Here is a 20,822-nt window from a genome sequence, read left to right on the forward strand (position 1 = left end):
TGATTATTGGCTGGGTCGCGTTATAAGAAACAGCGCGACCAGTCCACAGATCGCCGCCTGAGTCGCAACGACCCAAGGCGGCATCCCCACCCACCACGAAATGCCGACCCCGGAGCTCATCGCGGTGATGGCCCAGATCTTGGCCAATCGCCCGACGACACCACGTTCCTGCCACGCACGCACGGGTGGTCCGTAGGTGGGGTGATCCAGGATCCGGCGCTCCAATGTCGGAGAGGATCGTGCAAAGGCCCACGCGGCCACCAGAAGGAAGGGGACCGTCGGCACCACCGGCAAGGCGACACCGATGATCCCGCACAGGGCAAACAGCCATCCCAAGACCAGCCACATCCGGCGCCGCATCGGTCAGGCCGCCAGTTCGCGCAGAACCGCGTTCAGCACCGGCCGGCCCTGCGCGGTTGCCCGGATGCGCCCATCACGGCGGTCGATCATCCCCATGTCGATCAGTGACGTCACCGCATGCTCCTCCAGCGGCTTGCCGGACAAGGCCGCATAGCGCGCTTCGTCCAGGCCTTCGGTCAGGCGCAGGGACATCAACAGGTACTCGGTCGCCTGCTCATGTGCGGGAATGGCGTCGCGCGGCACCTCTCCGGTTCCGGTTGTTTCCACCGCCTGAAGCCAGGCTCCGGGCATGCGATGCGCCTCGGTCGCCATGCGTCCGTTGGGCAGGGTCAGCCGTCCATGCGCACCGGGACCGACGGCCGCCCAGTCCCCTTGGCGCCAATAGACCAGATTGTGACGGCTCTGCGCGCCGGGGCGGGCGTGGTTCGAAATCTCATAGCATCCCATGCCGGCAGCCTCGCACAGGTCCTGGGTGTCGAAATACATGTCGGCCGACAGGTCGTCATCGGGCAGGTCGCGCAGCTTGCCCGCCTCGGCCCGTGCGCCAAACGCCGTGCCGGGCTCGATCGTCAGCTGATACAACGACAGATGATCTACGGCCATGGACAGCGCCTCGCGCAGTTCCGCCCGCCAAGCGGTGCGATCCTGGCCCTGTCTGGCATAGATCAGGTCGAAACTGACCCTGTCGAAGACGCTGCGCGCGACGTCGAATGCCGTGCGCGCCTCGGCCACGGAATGCATGCGGCCAAGCCGGTGCAGGTCGGTGTCGTTCAGTGCCTGTATCCCCATCGACAGGCGGTTCACACCCGCATCGGCAAATCCGCGAAAGCGGCCCTTTTCGACGCTGGTCGGATTGGCTTCCAGCGATATCTCGATATCGTTGGCAAAGCCCCACCCGGCCTGGGCGGCGCGGATCACCGCATCGACCGTCTCGGGCAGCATCAGCGATGGGGTACCGCCGCCAAAGAAGATGCTGCCCAGATGCCGGTCCGGCGTTTCGGCGGCAAGGCGCACGATCTCGGCGGACAGGGCGTCTGCCCATCGGCGCTGATCGACATGGGCCACGACATGGCTGTTGAAATCGCAATAGGGGCACTTGGCCGCGCAGAAGGGCCAATGCACATAAAGGCCGAACCCCCCGGCACGCCAATCCTCGCCCGCGACCGTCATCCGCGGAACGCCGTGACTTCGATCTCGACGCGCATCTCGGGCCGGATCAGGCCCGCGACCACCATCGTGGCCGCAGGCCGGATGTCGCCAAGCGCATCGGACAGGGCGGGGGCGATGACGTCGACCAGCGCGGCATCGGTGATCGTGTACTGCACCCGAACGATGTCGGCAGGCGCAAAGCCCGCCTGCTCCAGCACTAGAAAGATCGTCGTGAAACAGTTGCGCGCCTGCTGGCAGGCATCCTCTGGCATGGTCATGTCGGCATAGTCGTAGCCGGTGACACCCGACACGAAGCACCAGTCGCCCTTGACCACGGCGCGGCTGTAGGCCAGCCGCGCCTCGAAGGGCGATCCGGTGGTCAGCCTATGCAAAGCAGGCCTCGATCATGCGCGACACGGCACGGGCGCGATGGCTGAGGCTGTTCTTGGTCTTGGCGGGCATCTCTCCCAAGGTGACGGGGTGTCCGTCGGGCTGGAAGATCGGGTCATAGCCGTGACCCTCGGCCCCGCGCGGCGGCCAGACGACCTGGCCCGGCAGAACGCCCTCGAACACCTCCTCGTGGCCGTCGGGCCACATCAGCACCAGCGTGCAGCGGAACTGCGCACGACGCGGGGCAGGGGCGTCCACGGCCTCCAATTCGCGCCAGGTGCGCTCCATGGCCATGGCGAAATCGCGGCCCTGGGGCGTTTCGGCCCAGTCCGCGGTCTGGACGCCCGGCGCGCCGCCCAGGGCATCGACGCAGATGCCGCTGTCGTCCGACAGGACGGGCAGGCCGGTCGCCTGCATGGCGGCGCGTGCCTTGATGCGGGCATTGCCGACGAAGCTGTCCTCGGTTTCGGCGGGTTCGGCCAGACCCATCTGGGCCGCGCCGACCACCTCGACGCCATAGGGCGCCAGCAGGGCGCGCATCTCGTCGAGCTTGCCGGCGTTGTGCGTCGCGACCAGCAGCCGCTTGTCGGTGAACTGCCTCATGCCACGGCCGCCTTCTGCGCGGCGACCAGATCGGCCATCCCGGCCTCGGCCAGGTCCAGCAGACGTCCCATCTCGTCGCGCGAGAAGGTCGCGCCTTCGGCCGACATCTGCACCTCGATCAGGCGGCCCGCACCGGTCAGCACGAAGTTGCCGTCGGTCCCGGCCTCGCTGTCCTCGGCATAGTCCAGGTCCAGAAGCGGCTGACCCGCATAGATGCCGCAGCTGACGGCCGCCACGTGGTCCAGGATCGGGTCGCTGGAGATCGCGCCGGCCTTCAGCAGCTTGTTCACCGCCAGCCGCAGCGCCACCCAGCCCCCGGTGATGGACGCACAGCGCGTGCCGCCGTCCGCTTGGATCACGTCGCAGTCGATGCTGATCTGGCGTTCGCCCAGGACGCTGCGGTCGATGCCCGCGCGCAGGCTGCGGCCGATCAGGCGCTGGATCTCCTGCGTGCGGCCCGACTGCTTGCCCTGGGCTGCCTCACGGCGGTTGCGCGTGTTCGTGGCGCGTGGCAGCATGCCGTATTCGGCCGTGACCCAGCCCAGGCCGGTGCCTTTCAGGAAACGCGGCGGGTTGTCCTCGATGGTGGCGGTGCACAGGACATGCGTGTCGCCGCACCGGATCAGACAGGACCCCTCGGCGTGGCGCATCACCCCGGTTTCAATTGAAATCGGACGCATTTGGGCTAGATTCCGGCCGGACGGGCGCATGACTGTTCCTTTTCGTGAGGTTAGGATGCCCATACCGTCCGGGGGCACCATCACGCAACCCCACCGAGGGTCACAAGACGGGGCGCATGAACCAGGAATCGCTGCTGCACGAGATGAACGACCGGTCCCGCGAGGTGTTTCGCCGGGTCGTCGAATCCTATCTGGAGACCGGAGAGCCGGTGGGCTCTCGCACCCTGACCCGCGCGCTGTCCGAAAAGGTCAGCGCCGCGACCATCCGAAACGTGATGCAGGACCTGGAATTCATGGGCCTGCTAGACAGCCCGCATGCATCCGCAGGGCGCCTGCCGTCGCAGATGGGCCTGCGCCTGTTCGTCGACGGCATGATGGAGATCGATGCCGTCAATTCGACCGACCGTGCCGCCATCGACCAGACGCTTGGCAATGACGACCCCGAGACCGGGGTGCTGCTGGACCGTGTCAGCACGGCGCTGTCCTCGATCACGCGCGGCGCGTCGCTGGTCCTGATGCCCAAGCACGAAGCGCCGATCCGCCATATCGAATTCGTCAGCCTGGGTCCGGATCGGGCGCTGGTGGTTCTGGTCTTTGCCGACGGCCATGTCGAGAACCGCATCTTTACCCCCCCGCCCGGCCAGACCCCGTCATCGATGCGCGAGGCCGGCAATTTCCTGAACGCCATGGCCGAGGGCAAGACATTGGCCGAACTGCGCGGCCATCTGTCCCAGCAGATCAACGCCCGCAGGCGCGAACTGGACGTGCTGGCCGCAGAGCTGGTGGAATCGGGCATCGCGCTGTGGGGCGCCGAGGCCACCGACCCGCGCCTGATCGTGCGGGGACGCGCGAACCTGCTGGACCGCGAGGCCGCCGACCTGGACCGCATCCGCGTGCTGTTCGACGACCTGGAACGCAAGCGCGACATCGTCGAGTTCCTGGAACTGACCGAACGGGGCGAGGGTGTGCGCATTTTCATCGGCTCCGAGAATAAGCTTTTTTCACTTTCGGGTTCCGCTCTGGTGGTTTCACCCTATATGAATGCCGACCGGAAAATTGTGGGTGCGGTGGGTGTCATCGGGCCGACCCGGCTGAATTACGGCCGGATCGTGCCGATCGTCGATTATACCGCGCAGCTGGTCGGGCGGGTGCTGTCCGGCCGGAAAGGATGAAGTGAAATGACCGAGCAGAACGAACAGCCCATGGACGAATTCATGGATGACCCCCTGGCAGAGCCCGATGACGCGCTGGCCCAGCTGACCGCCGAGCGCGACGAGCTGCGCGACAAGTGGATGCGCGCGTTGGCCGATGCCGAAAACTCGCGCAAGCGGGCCGACAAGGACCGCCGCGACGCCGAGAATTACGGCGGATCGCGCCTGGCACGCGATCTGCTGCCCGTGCATGACGCCCTGACCCGCGCGCTGGACGCCGCGGGAGAGGAGCAGCGCACCGCCGCCGCCGCCCTGATCGAGGGGGTCGAACTGACCCTGCGCGAGCTGTCCAACGTGTTCACCAAGCACGGCGTGACCATCATCCGCCCCGAGGCCGGCGACAAGTTCGACCCCACCCACCACGAGGCGATGTTCGAGGCCGCGGTCCCCGGCACCGTCGCGGGCCACATCATCCAGGTGATGGATAACGGCTTCATGCTGCACGACCGCCTGCTGCGCCCGGCCAAGGTCGGCGTGTCCTCGACCCCCGCCAGCTGACCGATTCGCAGCCCGGTCCGTGGGCCGGGCTGCTACCTTCCGCTGACTTGCCGAATGTTCCCGATGGCGCGACGCTTGGTCACACCGGTCAGCCAGAGGAGGGGATGATGACCAGCACTCAGGGGGTGCATATCCACCCTGCCGTCGATCACGGCATCGCGAAAGGCAGCCCGGGCTTCTCGGGCGGGGTCCTGACGTGTCACTGCGCGACCAACCCGGTCAAGGTCCGGGTCAGCGCGCAGACCGCCCACAACCATGTCTGCGGCTGCACCAAGTGCTGGAAACCCGACGATGCGGTGTTCAGCCAGATCGCCGTGGTGTCCCGCGATTCCGTCGAGGTCCTGGAGGGCGCCGACAAGCTGGAGGTCGTGGACGCTGGGGCCGCCATCCAGCGCCACCGCTGCCGCGAGTGCGGCGTGCACATGTACGGCCGGATCGAGAACAAGGACCATCCGTTCTACGGGCTGGACTTCGTGCATACCGAACTGTCGGGGGAACAGGGTTGGTCGGCGCCGGAATTCGCGGCATTCGTCAGCTCCGTCATCGAATCGGGGGTCGAACCAAGCCGCATGGACGGCATTCGTTCGCGCCTGCGCGAACTGGGGCTGGAGCCCTATGACGCACTGTCCCCGCCGTTGATGGACGCGATCGCCACCAGCATCGCCAAGCGCTCCGGTGCGCTGCCCGCTTGACGGGGATGCGCATTAGACTGGAAGAACAGCCAAGGGGCCGCTTGTCGGCCCCTTAGACCTGACTGAAACGCCCGACCGACAAGCCCGTGAGGGAACAGGAGAATAGTCATGAGAACCCGTGCCGCCGTGGCCCTAGAGGCCGGCAAACCGCTGGAAGTGATGGAGGTCAACCTGGAAGGCCCCAAGGCCGGCGAGGTCATGATTGAAATCAAGGCCACCGGTATCTGCCATACCGACGAATTCACCCGTTCGGGCGACGACCCGGAAGGCATCTTCCCCGCCATCCTGGGCCATGAGGGCGCGGGCGTCGTGGTCGAGGTCGGCCCCGGCGTCACCTCGCTGAAGGTCGGCGATCACGTCATCCCGCTCTACACGCCCGAATGCCGCGAATGCCCGTCCTGCCTGTCGGGCAAGACGAACCTGTGCACCAAGATCCGCGCGACCCAGGGCAAGGGCCTGATGCCCGACGGCACGACCCGCTTCAGCATGCTGGATGGCACGCCGATCTATCACTACATGGGCTGCTCGACCTTCGCCAACCACACGGTCCTGCCCGAGATCGCGGTCGCCAAGGTCCGCGAGGACGCACCCTTCGACAAGATCTGCTATATCGGCTGCGGCGTGACCACCGGCATCGGCGCGGTCATCAACACTGCCAAGGTCGAGATCGGCGCCAAAGCGGTGGTCTTTGGCCTGGGCGGCATCGGCCTGAACGTCGTGCAGGGCCTGCGGCTGGCGGGCGCGGACATGATCATCGGCGTCGATCTGAACAACGACCGCCGCGAGATGGCCGAACGCTTCGGCATGACGCATTTCGTCAATCCCAAGGAAATCGATGGCGGCATCGTCCAGCACATCGTCGAGATGACCAAGACCCCCTTCGACCAGATCGGCGGCGCCGATTACAGCTTTGACGCGACCGGCAGCACCAAGGTGATGCGCGACGCGCTGGAATGCACCCATCGGGGCTGGGGCGTGTCGGTGATCATCGGCGTGGCCGCGGCGGGCGCCGAGATCAGCACCCGCCCGTTCCAGCTGGTCACCGGCCGGGTCTGGAAGGGCACGGCCTTCGGCGGCGCGCGCGGGCGGACCGACGTGCCCAAGATCGTCGACTGGTACATGGACGGCAAGATCGAGATCGACCCGATGATCACCCACACGATGCCGCTCGACGACATCAACAAGGGCTTCGATCTGATGCATCACGGTGAATCGATCCGCTCGGTCGTCCTTTACTGATCCTTCATGGCTGCTTAGGTAAAAGAACGGCGGGGCCCCGGTCCCGCCGTCGCCATGAGAGAGAACAAGGAGCAGGCCGATGCGTCACCAGTGGCTGGACGATGACGACGACGAACCGCAAGAAGACGACCGCCGCCACAAGGAAGAGGGCGGGCTGGGCCTGCCCGAAGGCGACAAGATCGGCAAGCTGTACTTCAAGTCGCGCACGGTGATCGTCGCCGGCGCCATCAACGACAAGCTGGCGCAGCGCACCGTGGCCCACCTTCTGGCCTTGGCCGAGGAAAGCGACAAGCCGATCAACATGCTGATCTCGTCCCCCGGCGGGCATGTGGAATCGGGCGACATGATCCACGACGTGGTCAAGTTCATCCGTCCCACCGTGCGCACCATCGGGTCGGGCTGGGTCGCCAGCGCCGGCGCGCTGATCTTCGTCGCGGCGAAGAAGGAAAACCGCTACTGCCTGCCCAACACCCGCTTCCTGATCCACCAGCCCTCGGGCGGGATCGGCGGCACGTCCTCGGACATGATGATCCAGGCGGAACAGGTGCGCCTGATGCGCGATCGCCTGAACCAGATCTTCGCCGAGGCGACCGGTCAGAAGGTCGAGCGGATCGAGAAGGACACGCAGCGCGATTTCTGGCTGAACACGCAGGAGGCGCTGGATTACGGCCTGCTGGGCCAGGTGATCCGCAGCGCGGACGACCTGAAATGACGGCAGGGGGCGGATTGACCATCCGCCCGGCCMCCCCCGCCGATCACGACGCGATCTGGGCCATCCTGGAGCCCGTCTATCGTGCCGGAGAAACCTATTGCATCCCCCGCGACATCACCCGCCCCGAGGCGATCGCCGACTGGTTCGGGCATCCCTTCACGGCCTTCGTCGCGGTGCTGGACGGCCGCATCCTGGGGACCAGCCATGTGGGCGCGAACCGCCCCGCAGGCGGGTCGCATGTCGCCAACGCGTCCTTTGCGACCCATCCGGACGCGCGGGGCCGGGGCGTCGCCCGCGGGCTGGTCGAACATGCCAAATCATGGACCGCCGCGCAGGGATTCGCCGCGATGCAGTTCAATTTCGTGGTGTCGACCAATGCCGATGCCGTCCATTTGTGGCAGAAGGCCGGATTTTCCATTGTCGGCCGGCTGCCGGGGGCGTTTCGTCATCCCCAGCTTGGACCGGTCGATGGGCTGGTCATGTTCCACACCCTGAAGGGAGAGCCCGATGAGCCTTGAGACCCTGTCCGAAACCCGCAGCTTCGGCGGCACCCAAGGCGTCTATCGCCACAAGTCGCAGGCCACCGACACCGACATGACCTTTGCCGTCTACCTGCCGGAGATGGCGCTGCACGGGCGCGTACCGGTTCTGTGGTACCTGTCCGGCCTGACCTGCACTCACGACAACGCGATGACCAAGGCCGCCGCCCAGCAATGGTGCGACGAGGCCGGCATCGCGATCATCTTTCCCGACACCTCGCCCCGCGGCGAGGGTGTGGCCAACGACGAGGCCTATGACCTGGGCCAGGGTGCGGGCTTTTACGTGAACGCCACGCAGGACCCGTGGAAGCCGCATTTCCAGATGTGGCATTACATCGTCCATGAACTGCCCGAACTGGTGTCCGACAATTTCGCCATCGACCGCGATGCGATGGGCATCACCGGCCATTCGATGGGCGGGCACGGCGCGCTGACCATCGCGATGACCCATCCCGACCGCTACAAGTCGGTGTCGGCCTTCTCTCCGATCGCGAACCCGACGGAATCGGACTGGGGCCGCAAGCAGTTCACGGCCTATCTGGGCGAGGATCGCGCCACGTGGCGGGCCCATGACGCGACGCTGCTGATGACCGAGAAAGGCTATCCCGGAGAGGTGCTGATCGACCAGGGCGCCAACGACCAGTTTCTGGACCTGCTGCGTCCCGAATCGTTGGCCCATGCGATGATGGCGCGCCGCCAGCCCGGTCAGTTCCGCATGCATCCGGGCTATGACCACAGCTACTTCTTCGTCCAGAGCTTCATGGCCGACCATGTCTTCTGGCATGCCGAACGGCTGGTCTGAACCGATTGCCGAACATTCCCGACGCCCCTGCCGTTTTCCCATAAGACTTTAGGGGCAAAGGGCAGGGGCCGCGATTGACGCAAGGGGGTGCCCGACCAACTACTTGGACATGGAATGCCGCGGGGGGAGGAAATCCGCGGCGCTTATCCGGGGAGCGGAGGAGCACTCGATGAAACATCTCTTGAACAGCGCGGCTGTCGCGCTGCTTTTGACCGGCGCATCGGCTTACGCGAATGAAAGCGTCCTGACCGAGACCGCCGAGGCCGGACAATGGGCCATCCAGACCGGCGACTATGCCAACACCCGGTATTCCGAATTGGACCAGATCACCCGTGAGAACGTCGGCGATCTGCGCGTCGCCTGGACCTTCTCGACCGGCGTGCTGCGCGGACACGAGGGCGGACCGCTGGTCGTGGACAACGTAATGTATGTCCACACGCCCTTTCCGAACAACATCTTCGCGCTGGACCTGAACGACAATGGCAAGATCCTGTGGCGCTATACGCCCCAGCAGGACCCCGAGGTCATCGCGGTCATGTGCTGCGACACCGTCTATCGCGGTCCGGCCTATGCAGACGGACTGATCCTGTCGCACCAGGCCGACACGACGCTGGTGGCGCTTGACGCCAAGACCGGCGAGGTCAAGTGGTCGGTCAAGACCGGTGACCCGGCCATCGGCGAGACGAACACCGCGACCGTGCTGCCAGTGGGCGACAAGGTGATCGTGGGCGTGTCGGGAGGCGAATACGGCGTGCGCGGCCGCATCACTGCCTACAGTCTGGCCGACGGGTCCGAAGTCTGGAAAGCTTATTCGACCGGCCCCGACGAGGAGATGCTGGTTGATCCGGAAACCACTATGCACTTGGGCAAGCCCATCGGCGCCGACAGCTCGCTGAACAGCTGGGAAGGCGATCAGTGGAAGATCGGCGGCGGTTCGACTTGGGGCTGGTATTCCTATGACCCGGACCTGAACCTGGTCTATTACGGCACCGGCAACCCGTCGACCTGGAACCCGTCGCAGCGTCCCGGCGACAACCGCTGGTCCATGACCATCATGGCCCGCGACGCCGATACCGGCATGGCCAAGTGGTTCTACCAGAAGACGCCCCATGACGAATGGGACTATGACGGCGTGAACGAGAACATCCTGGTCGACAAGGAAATCGACGGCCAGATGCGCAAGCTGCTGGTGAACTTCGACCGCAACGGCTTCGGCTACACGCTGGACCGCGAGACGGGCGAACTGCTGGTGGCCGAAAAGTTCGACCCGGCCGTCAACTGGGCGACCGAAGTCGACATGAACAAGGACTCCGAGACCTACGGCCGTCCGCTGGTCGTGTCGGAATACTCGACCGCCCAGAACGGCGAGGACACCAACACCACCGGCGTCTGCCCGGCGGCGCTGGGCTCCAAGGACCAGCAGCCGGCGTCCTATTCGCCGAAGACCGGCCTGTTCTATGTGCCGACCAACCACGTCTGCATGGACTATGAACCCTTCCGCGTCGCCTATACCGCGGGTCAGCCCTATGTCGGCGCGACGCTGTCGATGTATCCGGCCCCCGAAAGCCATGGCGGCATGGGCAACTTCATCGCTTGGGACGCCGTCGCGGGCGAGATCAAGTGGTCGCTGCCGGAGCAGTTCTCGGTCTGGTCGGGCGCCCTGGCGACCGCGGGCGACGTGGTCTTCTACGGCACGCTGGAAGGTTACCTGAAGGCTGTCGACGCCGAGACGGGCGAGGAGCTCTACAGCTTCAAGACGCCGTCGGGCATCATCGGCAACACCATGACCTACGAGAACAACGGCAAGCAGTATGTCGCGGTTCTGTCGGGTGTCGGCGGATGGGCGGGCATCGGTCTGGCGGCCGGTCTGACCAATCCCAATGACGGTCTGGGTGCCGTGGGCGGCTATGCGGCCCTCAGCGACTATACCGAACTGGGCGGTCAGCTGACCGTGTTCGAACTGCCGGACTGATCTGCCGGCCGCGGGGCGTCTCATACTTTCGTTCCGCATACGCAAGCGTGACCTATGACGGCGCCGCCCCAGCACTAGACTGGGGCGGAACCGTCTGAGGAGACAGACGACTTTGGGAGGACTTCCGACATGAAAGCCATCACCAGCCTCACGGCGCTGGTCCTGGGCGCGTCTTTGGCCGGCATGGCTTGGGCGCAGACCGAAACGACGCCCCCGGCGGACGCGGGCGCTGGTGCGGCCGCCGCCGTGTCGGGTGATGCCGCGGCAGAGGCCCCCGCCGATGCCGCAGCCGCCGAACCTGCAGCCGACGCAGCCGCCGAAGGGACCGAGACCGCAGCGGCAGGCGCCCATGTCCTGCCCAACGGCCAGGACATGACCCCGGTCGAGGAGCTGGACGGCCGCTGGCGCAATGACGAGGGCATTCCGACCTTCAAGGTCGAGGATGGCGTCGTCGATTTCGCGACCTTCAACGGTTTCCGCCGCTATCACGCGGAATGCCATGTCTGCCACGGTCCTGACGGCGAGGGGTCGACCTATGCCCCCGCGCTGAAGGAATCGGTGTTGCGCATGGATTATTACGACTTCATGCAGACCGTGGCGTCGGGCCGGCAGGGCACGAACTCGGTCATGCCCGCCTTCGGCACCAACAAGAACGTCTGGTGCTATATCGACGACATCTATGTCTATCTGCTGGCGCATGGCACCGGCGAGATCGGTCGCGGTCGTCCGGCGGAACGCGCCGACAAGTCAGAAGAGTATACCGCGCAGGAAGATTCCTGCATGTCCAGTTGACGGCCCTAGGACGCCTTGCCGGGCTGGTGCTGGCGGTGGGGGTGCTGTCCACCCCGGCCGCGGCCCAGGTGGCGGATCTGCGCTCCACCACCCAGTTCCGGGTCTGCGCCGACCCCGCGAACGCGCCGATGTCCAGCCGCGACGGCAGCGGGTTCGAGAACAAGCTGGCCGAGTTCTTTGGCCAGCAGCTTGGACTGCCGGTGACCTATTTCTGGTTCCCGTCGGGCATGGGGTTCGTGCAACGCACCCTGCGGGAGGGCAATTGCGACGTGGTGATCGGCTACGCCCAAGGGGACGAACTGGTCCAGAACACCAACCACTACTACACCTCGGTCTATGGCATCGTGACGCGCAAGGACGGTCCGCTGGCCAAGGTTGACCGCCTCAGCGACCCGGCGCTGAAGGAGGTCGGCATCGGCGTCGTGGCGGGCACGCCTCCTGCCACGCATCTGGCGCGGGCGGGTCTGGCGCCCAACATGCGCGGCGCGGATCTGTTCGTCGACCGCCGGGTCGAGGATCCGATGGGCGATCTGCTGGAGGATGTCCGCAGCGGTGCGACGGGCGCCGCCGTGCTGTGGGGCCCCTTGGCCGGACCTCGCGTCAAGGACGACCCCGACCTGCAGTTCACGCCCCTGCTGCACGAGGAGGCGTCGCCGCGCCTGTTCTTCCGCATCACCATGGGCGTGCGCCCCGAGGAGCAGGAATGGAAGCGCGAGCTGAACAGCTTGATCCGTCGCAATCAGGACGGCATCAACCAGATCCTGCACGATGCCGGGGTGCCGCTGGTCGACGACTATGGCAAGGAAGTGCTGCCGTGATCCGCCTGCTGGTGCTGGCGCTGCTGCTGGCACCTGCGGCGCGGGCCGAAACCGTGCCCGAGCCCGACACCTATCACGGCGAACCCTATCGCTCTGCGGTTCCTGCAACGCTGGTCGGGGCGCAGGTCATCGACGTGGGTCAGGCCATCGCCCTGCAGGGGCAGGCGGCGTTTCTGGACGTGCTACCGCGGCCCAAGGCCAAGCCCGCGGGCCTTCCAGAAGGGACGATCTGGAACGAGCCGCCCCACCGCTCGATTCCCGGCGCCGAATGGTTGTGGGACACCGGGTACGAAGCCCTGTCCCCTGCCGAGGAAGCGCGCCTGCGCGATGGGCTGACCCGCGCCAAGGCTGGCGATCCCGATCGCCCCGTGGTGATCTTTTGCCGGTCCGACTGCTGGATGAGCTGGAACGCCGCGCGGCGGGCGGTCGAATGGGGCTTTGACCCGGTGATCTGGTTTCCCGGCGGCACGGATGCCTGGGAACAGGCCGGCCAGCCGCTGGTCACCGTGGAGCCTGTCGCCCCGTAAAGCTGCCGAAGGCGCGGGGACCTGACGGCACGTCGATGCTGTGCGTCACCACCAGCGTCTTGGCATCCAGAATCGTAAGCGTGTCCGAATCCCAGTTCGCGACGGCGACGCCGCTGCCGTCGGGCAGGGTCGCGATTCCTTCGGGATAATCGCCCATGGTGACGGTCGTCACCGGGTCCAGCGTGGCTGCGTCGAACACGGTGACGGTGCCGTCATACTGGTCGGTGACGAAACCCCGCCCCCCGGCAAAGGCGACGGCATAGGGATGGCTGCCGGTCGGCACCCGGCCCGTCAGCCGCCCCGCGACCGGATCGATGACCGACACCACATCCCCTTGTACATCGGCTGAAAACAGCTGTCCGTCATGGAAGGTCACGCCGAAGGGATGCGCCCCGGCCGTCGCCACGCGATGCAGCAGCGCCCCGGTCCCGGCGTCGAATATGCTGACCTGATCCGAATCACGATCGGCCGTCGCCACCAGGCCCATACCGTCGGTCGCCACGCCTGCCGGCGCGTCGCCGGTGGGCGCGCTCCATACCGGCTGCAGGTCGGCGTCCAGCCGGGTCAGCCGCGCACCGTACCAGTTGGTGACGAAGACCCCGCCATCGCCCGCCGCGGCCAATCCGAAGGCCCCGGCGCCCAGGTCCCGATGGGCCAAGGGCAAGGCGTCTTCGTCCAACACGTGCAGGCGTCCGCTGTCGGCGGCAATGACATAGACGCGTCCGACCTGCGGGTCATAGGCTACAGGCGCAGGGGCATCTGGAATGTCGGCCGTCGCAATGATCGCGCCCGTCCCCAGGTCGATCACCGACAACGCATCGGCGTTCTGCGAGGTCACGAACGCAAGATCCCCGGCCAAGACCGGGGACCCTGTCAGCAGCAGCGCCAAGAACGCGCCCCGCACCTATTCGACGCGGCCAAAGCGTTCCGCCAGGGCGTCCAGCCCGGCCTGATAGACGCCGTCGACCGCTGCGATGGCGGCATCGTCGTTCAGTTCGGCCGGGGGTTCGTTGTTCGGGAAACCGCGATAGAAGCCGCCCTTCCACAGGACCTCGGCCTTGCCGTCCTTGTCGCTGACCTGCAGCGTCGAGGAGTAGTTGGTCACCGGCAGGACCGCCGTGTCGACCTCGGTGATCATGTACTTGTACATCATCTTGTCGTTGTCGATGGCCATCAGCTGTTCGGTGATGGTGGGCGCCCCGTCGCCGTTCAGTGTCAGCACGCGGGTCGATTCGTCGGGAACGTCCGCTGCCGCACCCTCGGGCGTCATCGCGGTCGAGGCGACCACCGGATGCCAGCTCATGTCGTCGAAGCGGCCGATCACCTCCCATACCTCGGCGGGGGTGGCATCCAGCGTCACGGTCTTTTCCGTCTTCAGGCGCGACGGGCCATGCGCCCCCGCCATCCCCGTCAGGGCCAGCACCGCACCAAGCGCGCCCGCCAGAACTGTCGTCGTCCTCATTCCTTCCGTTCCTCCCGAAAGATCACATTTCTCAGCAGATAGCTGTAGCCGCGCCGAAACGCGTCATCGGTGTTGCCGCGGATCTCGACCGATCCGGCGCGCACGGTCTCTCCGGTTTCGGCATCGCGCAGGGTCAGATTGACCGACTGGATCAGGTTGGAGACCTTCTGCACCTCTCCGGCGATGGCATAGTCCGATCCCATCCCGCGGGCGATCTTGGTATCGGCGCCGTTCGACCGGACCGGGTTCAGGATGCCCGCCACCGCCTCGGCCGGGGGCGGGGTCAGGGCAAAGCCGCGTCCGGTCAGGTCTTCGGCGATGAAATCCTCGACCATGGCGATGCGCGCGGTCTCGTCCGCGCGGACGCCGTTGATGGCTCCCTCGGTCGAGGTGTCGATGTAATGCAGGCCGAACCAGGTCGCGGTCCCCGGGGGCGGTGCCGGCTGGGCAAGGGCGGCCATGGGGGCCAGCAGCAAGGTCGATATCAGGCCGAAACGGGTCATTCCCCGACCATGCGCCGGGGTCGGGCAGGCGTCCATTAAGACAAAAGGTGCAGCCGCCCCCGACTTTGGGTTGAGGGAAAAGTTCCCGGACGAAACGGGAACAATAACCGGCTTGCCGCATCCCGGATCACCCCCCACCATGCCTGCAGGGAGAGACGAAATGTTCAAAGGAATCATGGGACTTTTGGCTGGTGCCGTGGCACTGGCCCAGCCTGTCGCGGCCCAGACCCCGGACCCGGTGCAGATCCGCACGGCCGTGCTGCGGGTCGACGACCCTGGCCTGCCGCCGATCTCGCGGCTGGACCTGATGCCCGCCGATCTGGGTTTTGCGGGCGCGCGCCTGGCGATCGAGGACAACGACACCACCGGCCGCTTCATGGGCCAGGACTTCGAGGCCGAGGAGGTGGCTGCCACCCCCGAGACCGCCGAGGCCGAGATGGCACGCCTGCTGGACGAGGGGGTGCAGTTCATCGTGCTTCTGGCCGATGACGCGACGACCCTGGCCCTGGCCGACCAGGCGGGGGACCGGGCGATGGTCTTCAATGCGATGGCGCGCGGCGACAACCTGCGCGGGACCGATTGCCGGTTCAACACGATCCACGTCGCGCCAAGCCGCGCGATGCTGACCGACGCCATGACGCAGTTCCTGATGTGGAAGAACTGGCCCCGCTGGTTCCTGATCCACGGCAGCCATCCCGAGGACCAGGCGCTGGCCCAGGCCTGGCGCACCAGCGCCGCCAAGTTCGGCGCCCAGATCGTCGAGGAGCGTGAATACACCGATACCGGCGGCGCGCGCCGCACCGACAGCGGTCACGTACAGGTCCAGGCGCAGATGCCCGTCTTTACGCAGCGCGCCGCGGACCATGACGTGGTCATCGCCGCGGACGAGGCGGACGTCTTCGCCGCCTATCTGCCCTATCTGACCTGGGACGCGCGCCCGGTGGCGGGATCCGCCGGGCTGGTGCCGCGCAGCTGGCATCCGGCGATGGAGGCCTGGGGCGGCACCCAGTTCCAGAACCGCTTCGAGAAGCTGGCCGCCCGCCCGATCCGCGAGGAGGATTACCAGACCTGGCTGTCGCTGCGCATCGTCGGAGAGGCGGCGACCCGCACCAATTCCGGCGACCCCGCCGCGCTGAAGGAGTTCATCCTGTCCCCCGATTTCGACGTCGCGGGGTTCAAGGGCCAGGCCCTGACGGTGCGCGACTGGGACCACCAGGTGCGCCAACCCATCCTGCTGACCACCGGCGTGCTGACCACCTCGGTCAGCCCGCAGGACCAGTACCTGCATCAGACCAGCCAGCTGGACACGCTGGGCGTCGACCGCCCCGAAACCCAATGCCAATTCTGAGAGGCCGCATGCGACATCTTCTGAGTGCCACCACCGGGCTTGCGCTGATGCTTGCCGCCGGACCCGCCCTGGCGAACCGTGTCTTCGTCACCAACGAACGCAGCAACGACGTCACCGTCCTGGACGGAGAGACGTTCGAGGTCATCGGAACCTATCCCGTGGGCAACCGCCCCCGCGGCATCACCATCAGCCCCGACGGGACCGAGCTGTATGTCTGCGCGTCGGACGACAACCTGGTGCGCGTCTTCAACCCCGAGACGATGGAGGAGATGCACACCCTGCCGTCGGGTCCGGACCCGGAGCTGTTCGTGCTGCATCCGTCGGGCAACCCGCTGTTCATCGCCAACGAGGACGACAACATCGTCACCGTGGTCGACACCAAGACCCACCAGATGCTGGCCGAGGTGCCGGTCGGCGTCGAGCCCGAGGGCATGGGCGTCAGCCCCGATGGCAAGGTCGTGATCAACACGTCGGAAACGACGAACATGGCGCATTTCATCGACACCGAGACGTTCCAGATCACCGCCAACGTGCTGGTCGACAGCCGCCCGCGCTTTGCCCAGTACACGGCCGACGGAACCAAGCTATACGTAACGTCCGAGATCGGCGGCACGGTCAGCGTGATCGACCCGGCCACGCAGACGATCACCAAGAAGATCAGTTTCGACATCCCCGGCGTCCTGCCCGAGGCGATCCAGCCGGTCGGCGCGCGCGTGACGTCCGACGGGTCCAAGCTGTTCGTGGCCCTGGGGCCGGCCAACCGGGTCGCCGTGATCGACGCCACCACTGATGAGGTGACTGATTACCTGCTGGTCGGGCAGCGGGTCTGGCAGCTGGCCTTCAGCCCGGACGAGAAATACCTCTATACCACCAACGGCAATTCCAACGACGTGTCGATCATCGACGTGGCCGCCAACGAGGTCGTTCGCTCGGTTCCCGTGGGGCAGCAGCCCTGGGGTGTCGTCGTCGCCCCGGACTGATCCGGCATCCCTGCATATCCTGAGGAGGAGAGATTCCATGACCACGCTGACGAAACTGATGTCCGGTGCCGCCTTGGCCCTGATCCTGGCGGTGCCCGCCAACGCCCAGGATGCCGCGGCCCCCGACGCCTCTACCGAGCAGGCACCCGGCGGCGATGCCGTGGTGGGCGAACCCGCCGAGGCGGGCACCCAATCGGGCGAGGCCGTCGAGGCGGACGAGGATGATGACGACGAGGAGGAGGAGGCGCCGTCCGAGGGGACCTATGACGCGACCGGCATGTTCGATTACGGCTTCTCGGGCCTTCTGGCGCGGGAAAATCGTACCGACCTGGCGCCCCTGACGCTGGCATCCGGCCAGCCCGTCGCGGGCGGCGAATACACGATCAAGTCGGGCGGCTACTATCGCATCAACATCGTGGCCGACGGCAGCCAGGAGCTGGCCCTGTCGGGCGGCGACTTCTTCCGCGCGATCTGGATCAACGAGATCGTCATCGGCGACACCGAGATCCGGCCGATGGGCGTGCACAGCATCGAATTCGATGCCGACGGCACGGCGGTCCTCAGCTTTGTCGCGGTGCTGCCCGGTCGATACACCTTGTCAGTGCCGGGTTCTTCGGGCGACAGTCTGCAAGCCGTATTCAACATCCAGTAGGGTTCATTGACCGCCGCGTTGCAGATCGACCATGTCAGCCACAATTTCGGTGCCGTGCAGGCACTGGACGATGTGTCGCTGACGGTGCCGCGCGGCGGATTCACCGCCCTTCTGGGGGTGAATGGCGCGGGCAAGACCACGCTGTTCTCGCTTGTGACGCGGCTCTACAACAACCGGTCGGGGATGATCCGCGTGGCGGGGCACGACCTGCGGCGCGAACCGTCGCAGGCGCTGGCCCGTCTGGGCGTGGTCTTTCAAAGCCGCGCGATGGATGCCGACCTGACGATCCGCCAGAACCTGATCTATCACGCCAGCCTGCACGGGATACCCGGCAGGCTGGCGCGGCCACGCATCGACCAGGTGCTGGGCCAGGTCGATCTGGCCGACAAGGCCGACACCCGCGTCACCGCCCTGTCCGGCGGCCAGTCGCGCCGGGCCGAGATCGCGCGCGCCCTGATCCACAGCCCCGACCTGCTGCTGCTGGACGAGGCGACGGTGGGCCTGGACGTGAAGTCGCGGGCCGAGGTGCTGGCACTGACCCGCCGCCTGATCGCCCGCGMCGGCGTGTCCGCCCTGTGGGCCACCCATATCATGGACGAGATCGACCCCGCCGACGACCTGGTGATCCTGCATCGCGGCAGGGTGCTGCGCCAGGGTCGCGCTGCCGACATCGCCGGGCCGCACGGGCTGACGCGCGCCTTCCTGGACCTGACCGGAGTCGCGCCATGACCGCACCCACCGACCGCCCCCGCGGCTGGCTGACCGCCTTTCTGGGCATCGCGCGCCGCGAGACGCTGCGCTTCGTCAACCAGCGCGGGCGCTTCCTGGCGGCACTGGTGCGCCCGCTGGTCTGGCTGTTCATCTTTGCCGCCGGGTTCCGCGCCGTGCTGGGTCTGTCGATCACGCCGCCCTATCAGACCTATGTCCTGTACGAGGTCTACGTGACCCCTGGCCTGGTCGCGATGATCCAGCTCTTCAACGGCATGCAGTCGTCGTTGTCGATGGTCTACGACCGAGAGACCGGGGCCATGCGCACGCTGCTGGTCAGCCCGTTTCCGCGTTGGTACCTGCTGGGATCCAAGCTGATCGCGGGGGTGATCGTGTCGATCATCCAGGTGTTCACCTTCCTGGCCATCGCGTATTGGTGGGGCATCCGCCCGCCCGTCTGGGGCTATGTCACCGTGATCCCGGCGCTGATCCTGTCGGGGCTGATGCTGGGCGCGATGGGTCTGTTCCTGTCCAGCGCGATCCGCCAGCTGGAGAATTTCGCGGGTGTCATGAACTTCGTGATCTTCCCGATGTTCTTTGCCTCGTCCGCGCTGTACCCGCTGTGGCGGATGCGCGAAAGCAGCCCGCTGTTGCACGACATCTGCGCCGTCAATCCCTTCACCCACGCGGTCGAGCTGATCCGGTTTGCGCTGTACATGCAGGTGAACTGGACCGCCCTGGCGGTGGTCCTAGGATGTTTGGCGGGGTTCTTCGGCGCGGCGGTCTTCATGTATGATCCGCAAAAGGGCCTGTGGGCCCGGCGGAAAGGAGGTCCCGCATGATCCGCATCACCCTGGCCCTGGCGCTGCTGGCCGGTCCCGCCTTCGGCGCGGCGGGGACCGATCCCGACTGGCCCTGCATCCAGCGCAAGCAGCCGCATCTGTCGATGGGCCAGGTCTGGACCGGCCCCATCCCGGACGACGAGACGCTGGCCCTTGCCCGCGATCCCGACATCGCCCGCCTGGCCGAACGTCTGGAACAGCGCCGCCTGCCGATCGAGGAGGCCGAGACGGAGATCGCCGAATTCGGAGCCGAGGCCCCAGACACGCATCTGGTCGCACTGATGCAGGCAATCTTCGACCGGATCGACAGTGACCGCAGCGCGCTGATCGCGGGCATCGCGCGCTATGGCCGGTCGCAGGTGGACCTGTCCGAACGGATCGAGGAACGCCGCGCCCGCATGGCCGAAATGGAGGCCGCCGAGGCCCCCGATTTCGACGCCATCGACGCCGAGGAAAAGGCCCTGGACTGGGATCAGCGTATCTTCACCGAACGCCAGCAGTCGCTGACCTATGTGTGCGAGACGCCGGTGATCCTGGAACAGCGCATCTTCACGCTGGGCCGTGCCATCGCCGGCCAGCTGGACTAGGGCGCGTCGCTGCGCGACAGTCGCAGGATGTCGTCATGGCTGCGGTCCAGCCGGCCCGCCAGCCCGTCGCGCACCGCCTGATCCAGGATGGTCCGAAACAGGGCGGCGTCGGGGCCATAATCGCCGGCCTTGCGCCGCCACTTGCGCAGCAGCACCGGGACCAGTGGCCAGAACCACGGTCCCGCCGCCACCCGATAGGCCATCAGCGCATTGCGATACATGTAGAACACCTTCCACATCGGCCTCAGCACGACACCACCCTGCGCCTGCAGGGCCGTGGTGTCGTGATCGAACCGCACCTGCGGCGCGAACCCGATGCGCAGTCCGGCACGGCGCATCTGCAGCGTGTACAGCTGGTCGTCGCCATAGATGAACAGGCGCGGGTCGGGCAGCCCGGCCCGCTGCAGCGCCGCGTGCGACAGGAACAGGCCGACGAAGCTGCTCATGTCCACCCGCACGACCGGCGACCCGGTCCGGTAATCACCATCGCCCAGATGGAACCCGGCACGGCCGCGGCCCAGGGGCATCCGCGCCAGGGTGCGCAGGAAGGCCCCCGGATTCCAGAACGGATTGCGATAGGGGCGGTTCATCTCGCAGATGCGGCCGTCGGGGTGATGCACCGCGGCGCCGATCGCGTCCCATTCCGACAGATCCATCGCCCGGAAGGCTTCGATGGCGCCGGGCGCGGGGCGACCGTCATCGTCCATGACCACGGTCCAGTCGGCCTGCGCCTCGTCTCGCGCAAGCTGCATGCCG

General features: G+C 66.5%; 26 protein-coding genes. 17 read left to right on the forward strand and 9 right to left on the reverse strand.

Going from position 1 to position 20,822, the window contains the following annotated elements; genetic code table 11:
* Positions 1–3: 3 nt before the first annotated feature.
* From GBO37_RS02005 to rph, 5 genes are read right to left on the reverse strand one after another with little or no spacing between them, the layout of a single operon-like run.
* Positions 4–348, reverse strand: a complete 345-nt coding sequence (locus GBO37_RS02005) for a YbaN family protein (protein ID WP_252926796.1) — start codon at positions 346–348, stop codon at positions 4–6.
* Positions 349–363: 15 nt separating this feature from the next.
* Positions 364–1,530, reverse strand: coding sequence for a radical SAM family heme chaperone HemW (hemW, locus tag GBO37_RS02010; RefSeq protein WP_252926799.1), 1,167 nt, complete (start codon positions 1,528–1,530; stop codon positions 364–366).
* On the reverse strand, positions 1,527–1,901 hold the full coding sequence (locus tag GBO37_RS02015; RefSeq protein ID WP_148910807.1) for a RidA family protein: 375 nt from the start codon (positions 1,899–1,901) through the stop codon (positions 1,527–1,529). The genes hemW and GBO37_RS02015 overlap by 4 nt, the downstream gene beginning before the upstream one ends.
* Positions 1,894–2,502, reverse strand: a complete 609-nt coding sequence (locus GBO37_RS02020) for a non-canonical purine NTP pyrophosphatase (RefSeq protein ID WP_045981897.1) — start codon at positions 2,500–2,502, stop codon at positions 1,894–1,896. The genes GBO37_RS02015 and GBO37_RS02020 overlap by 8 nt, the downstream gene beginning before the upstream one ends.
* Complete coding sequence (gene rph, locus GBO37_RS02025; RefSeq protein WP_045981896.1) at positions 2,499–3,212, reverse strand: ribonuclease PH; 714 nt, start codon at positions 3,210–3,212, stop codon at positions 2,499–2,501. Before rph ends, GBO37_RS02020 begins: the two co-directional genes overlap by 4 nt.
* An 86-nt stretch (positions 3,213–3,298) precedes the next feature.
* Here rph and hrcA point away from each other — a divergent pair, with 86 nt between their 5' ends.
* The 11 genes from hrcA (at position 3,299) to GBO37_RS02080 (ending at position 12,984) form a co-directional block, all read left to right on the forward strand.
* Entirely contained in the window at positions 3,299–4,354 is a 1,056-nt protein-coding gene (gene hrcA, locus GBO37_RS02030; protein WP_045981895.1) for a heat-inducible transcriptional repressor HrcA, read from the forward strand.
* A 6-nt stretch (positions 4,355–4,360) separates the two neighbouring features.
* Positions 4,361–4,891, forward strand: coding sequence for a nucleotide exchange factor GrpE (locus GBO37_RS02035; protein ID WP_045981894.1), 531 nt, complete (start codon positions 4,361–4,363; stop codon positions 4,889–4,891).
* Positions 4,892–4,998: 107 nt separating this feature from the next.
* Positions 4,999–5,583, forward strand: coding sequence for an S-(hydroxymethyl)glutathione synthase (gene gfa / locus GBO37_RS02040; protein WP_139598320.1), 585 nt, complete (start codon positions 4,999–5,001; stop codon positions 5,581–5,583).
* 108 nt (positions 5,584–5,691) lie between these two features.
* Positions 5,692–6,822, forward strand: a complete 1,131-nt coding sequence (locus GBO37_RS02045; protein ID WP_252926802.1) for an S-(hydroxymethyl)glutathione dehydrogenase/class III alcohol dehydrogenase — start codon at positions 5,692–5,694, stop codon at positions 6,820–6,822.
* Positions 6,823–6,901: 79 nt separating this feature from the next.
* Complete coding sequence (locus tag GBO37_RS02050; RefSeq protein WP_045981891.1) at positions 6,902–7,534, forward strand: ATP-dependent Clp protease proteolytic subunit; 633 nt, start codon at positions 6,902–6,904, stop codon at positions 7,532–7,534.
* A gap of 14 nt (positions 7,535–7,548) precedes the next feature.
* Positions 7,549–8,052 (forward strand): N-acetyltransferase family protein, encoded by a 504-nt coding sequence (locus GBO37_RS02055; RefSeq protein WP_371927453.1) that lies wholly within the window; start codon positions 7,549–7,551, stop codon positions 8,050–8,052.
* Complete coding sequence (fghA, locus tag GBO37_RS02060) at positions 8,042–8,875, forward strand: S-formylglutathione hydrolase (protein ID WP_252926808.1); 834 nt, start codon at positions 8,042–8,044, stop codon at positions 8,873–8,875. The genes GBO37_RS02055 and fghA overlap by 11 nt, the downstream gene beginning before the upstream one ends.
* 169 nt (positions 8,876–9,044) lie before the next feature.
* Positions 9,045–10,847, forward strand: a complete 1,803-nt coding sequence (locus tag GBO37_RS02065; protein WP_252926810.1) for a methanol/ethanol family PQQ-dependent dehydrogenase — start codon at positions 9,045–9,047, stop codon at positions 10,845–10,847.
* A gap of 129 nt (positions 10,848–10,976) precedes the next feature.
* Positions 10,977–11,639, forward strand: a complete 663-nt coding sequence (locus GBO37_RS02070) for a c-type cytochrome, methanol metabolism-related (RefSeq protein WP_252926812.1) — start codon at positions 10,977–10,979, stop codon at positions 11,637–11,639.
* The gene (locus GBO37_RS02075) at positions 11,636–12,457 is read left to right on the forward strand and encodes a quinoprotein dehydrogenase-associated putative ABC transporter substrate-binding protein (RefSeq protein WP_252926813.1); all 822 of its coding nucleotides are present in this window, start codon (positions 11,636–11,638) and stop codon (positions 12,455–12,457) included. The genes GBO37_RS02070 and GBO37_RS02075 overlap by 4 nt, the downstream gene beginning before the upstream one ends.
* The gene (locus GBO37_RS02080) at positions 12,454–12,984 is read left to right on the forward strand and encodes a PQQ-dependent catabolism-associated CXXCW motif protein (RefSeq protein ID WP_252926814.1); all 531 of its coding nucleotides are present in this window, start codon (positions 12,454–12,456) and stop codon (positions 12,982–12,984) included. The genes GBO37_RS02075 and GBO37_RS02080 overlap by 4 nt, the downstream gene beginning before the upstream one ends.
* Here the strand turns inward: GBO37_RS02080 and GBO37_RS21535 are convergent.
* The 3 genes from GBO37_RS21535 to GBO37_RS02095 form a co-directional block, all read right to left on the reverse strand.
* A complete protein-coding gene (locus GBO37_RS21535; RefSeq protein WP_252926815.1) occupies positions 12,959–13,822 on the reverse strand; it encodes a YncE family protein in 864 nt (287 codons plus the stop codon). The two genes, GBO37_RS02080 and GBO37_RS21535, sit on opposite strands and share 26 nt — an antisense overlap.
* A gap of 66 nt (positions 13,823–13,888) precedes the next feature.
* Positions 13,889–14,446, reverse strand: a complete 558-nt coding sequence (locus tag GBO37_RS02090) for an SRPBCC family protein (RefSeq protein ID WP_045981884.1) — start codon at positions 14,444–14,446, stop codon at positions 13,889–13,891.
* Complete coding sequence (locus GBO37_RS02095; RefSeq protein ID WP_252926816.1) at positions 14,443–14,949, reverse strand: DUF3280 domain-containing protein; 507 nt, start codon at positions 14,947–14,949, stop codon at positions 14,443–14,445. The genes GBO37_RS02090 and GBO37_RS02095 overlap by 4 nt, the downstream gene beginning before the upstream one ends.
* Positions 14,950–15,124: 175 nt before the next feature.
* On the opposite strand from GBO37_RS02095, the gene GBO37_RS02100 reads away from it, so the two are divergent.
* The 6 genes from GBO37_RS02100 to GBO37_RS02125 are packed head-to-tail and all read left to right on the forward strand — an operon-like array spanning position 15,125 to position 20,066.
* Positions 15,125–16,297, forward strand: a complete 1,173-nt coding sequence (locus GBO37_RS02100; RefSeq protein ID WP_045981882.1) for an ABC transporter substrate-binding protein — start codon at positions 15,125–15,127, stop codon at positions 16,295–16,297.
* Positions 16,298–16,305: 8 nt separating this feature from the next.
* A complete protein-coding gene (locus tag GBO37_RS02105; protein WP_252926818.1) occupies positions 16,306–17,277 on the forward strand; it encodes a YVTN family beta-propeller repeat protein in 972 nt (323 codons plus the stop codon).
* A gap of 37 nt (positions 17,278–17,314) precedes the next feature.
* Positions 17,315–17,929 (forward strand): hypothetical protein, encoded by a 615-nt coding sequence (locus GBO37_RS02110; RefSeq protein WP_252926820.1) that lies wholly within the window; start codon positions 17,315–17,317, stop codon positions 17,927–17,929.
* Between the two features lie 6 nt (positions 17,930–17,935).
* Positions 17,936–18,658: an ABC transporter ATP-binding protein gene (locus tag GBO37_RS02115; protein WP_252926822.1), complete on the forward strand. Its 723-nt coding sequence runs from the start codon at positions 17,936–17,938 to the stop codon at positions 18,656–18,658.
* Entirely contained in the window at positions 18,655–19,479 is an 825-nt protein-coding gene (locus GBO37_RS02120; RefSeq protein WP_045981879.1) for an ABC transporter permease, read from the forward strand. Before GBO37_RS02115 ends, GBO37_RS02120 begins: the two co-directional genes overlap by 4 nt.
* Complete coding sequence (locus tag GBO37_RS02125; RefSeq protein WP_045981878.1) at positions 19,476–20,066, forward strand: hypothetical protein; 591 nt, start codon at positions 19,476–19,478, stop codon at positions 20,064–20,066. Before GBO37_RS02120 ends, GBO37_RS02125 begins: the two co-directional genes overlap by 4 nt.
* Here GBO37_RS02125 and GBO37_RS02130 read toward each other — a convergent pair.
* A partial coding sequence (locus tag GBO37_RS02130; RefSeq protein WP_252926823.1) for a glycosyltransferase occupies positions 20,063–20,822 on the reverse strand: 760 nt, incomplete at its 5' end. The two genes, GBO37_RS02125 and GBO37_RS02130, sit on opposite strands and share 4 nt — an antisense overlap.

It is taken from the genome of Paracoccus sp. 08 (assembly GCF_024105395.1).
Taxonomy (GTDB): domain Bacteria; phylum Pseudomonadota; class Alphaproteobacteria; order Rhodobacterales; family Rhodobacteraceae; genus Paracoccus; species Paracoccus marcusii.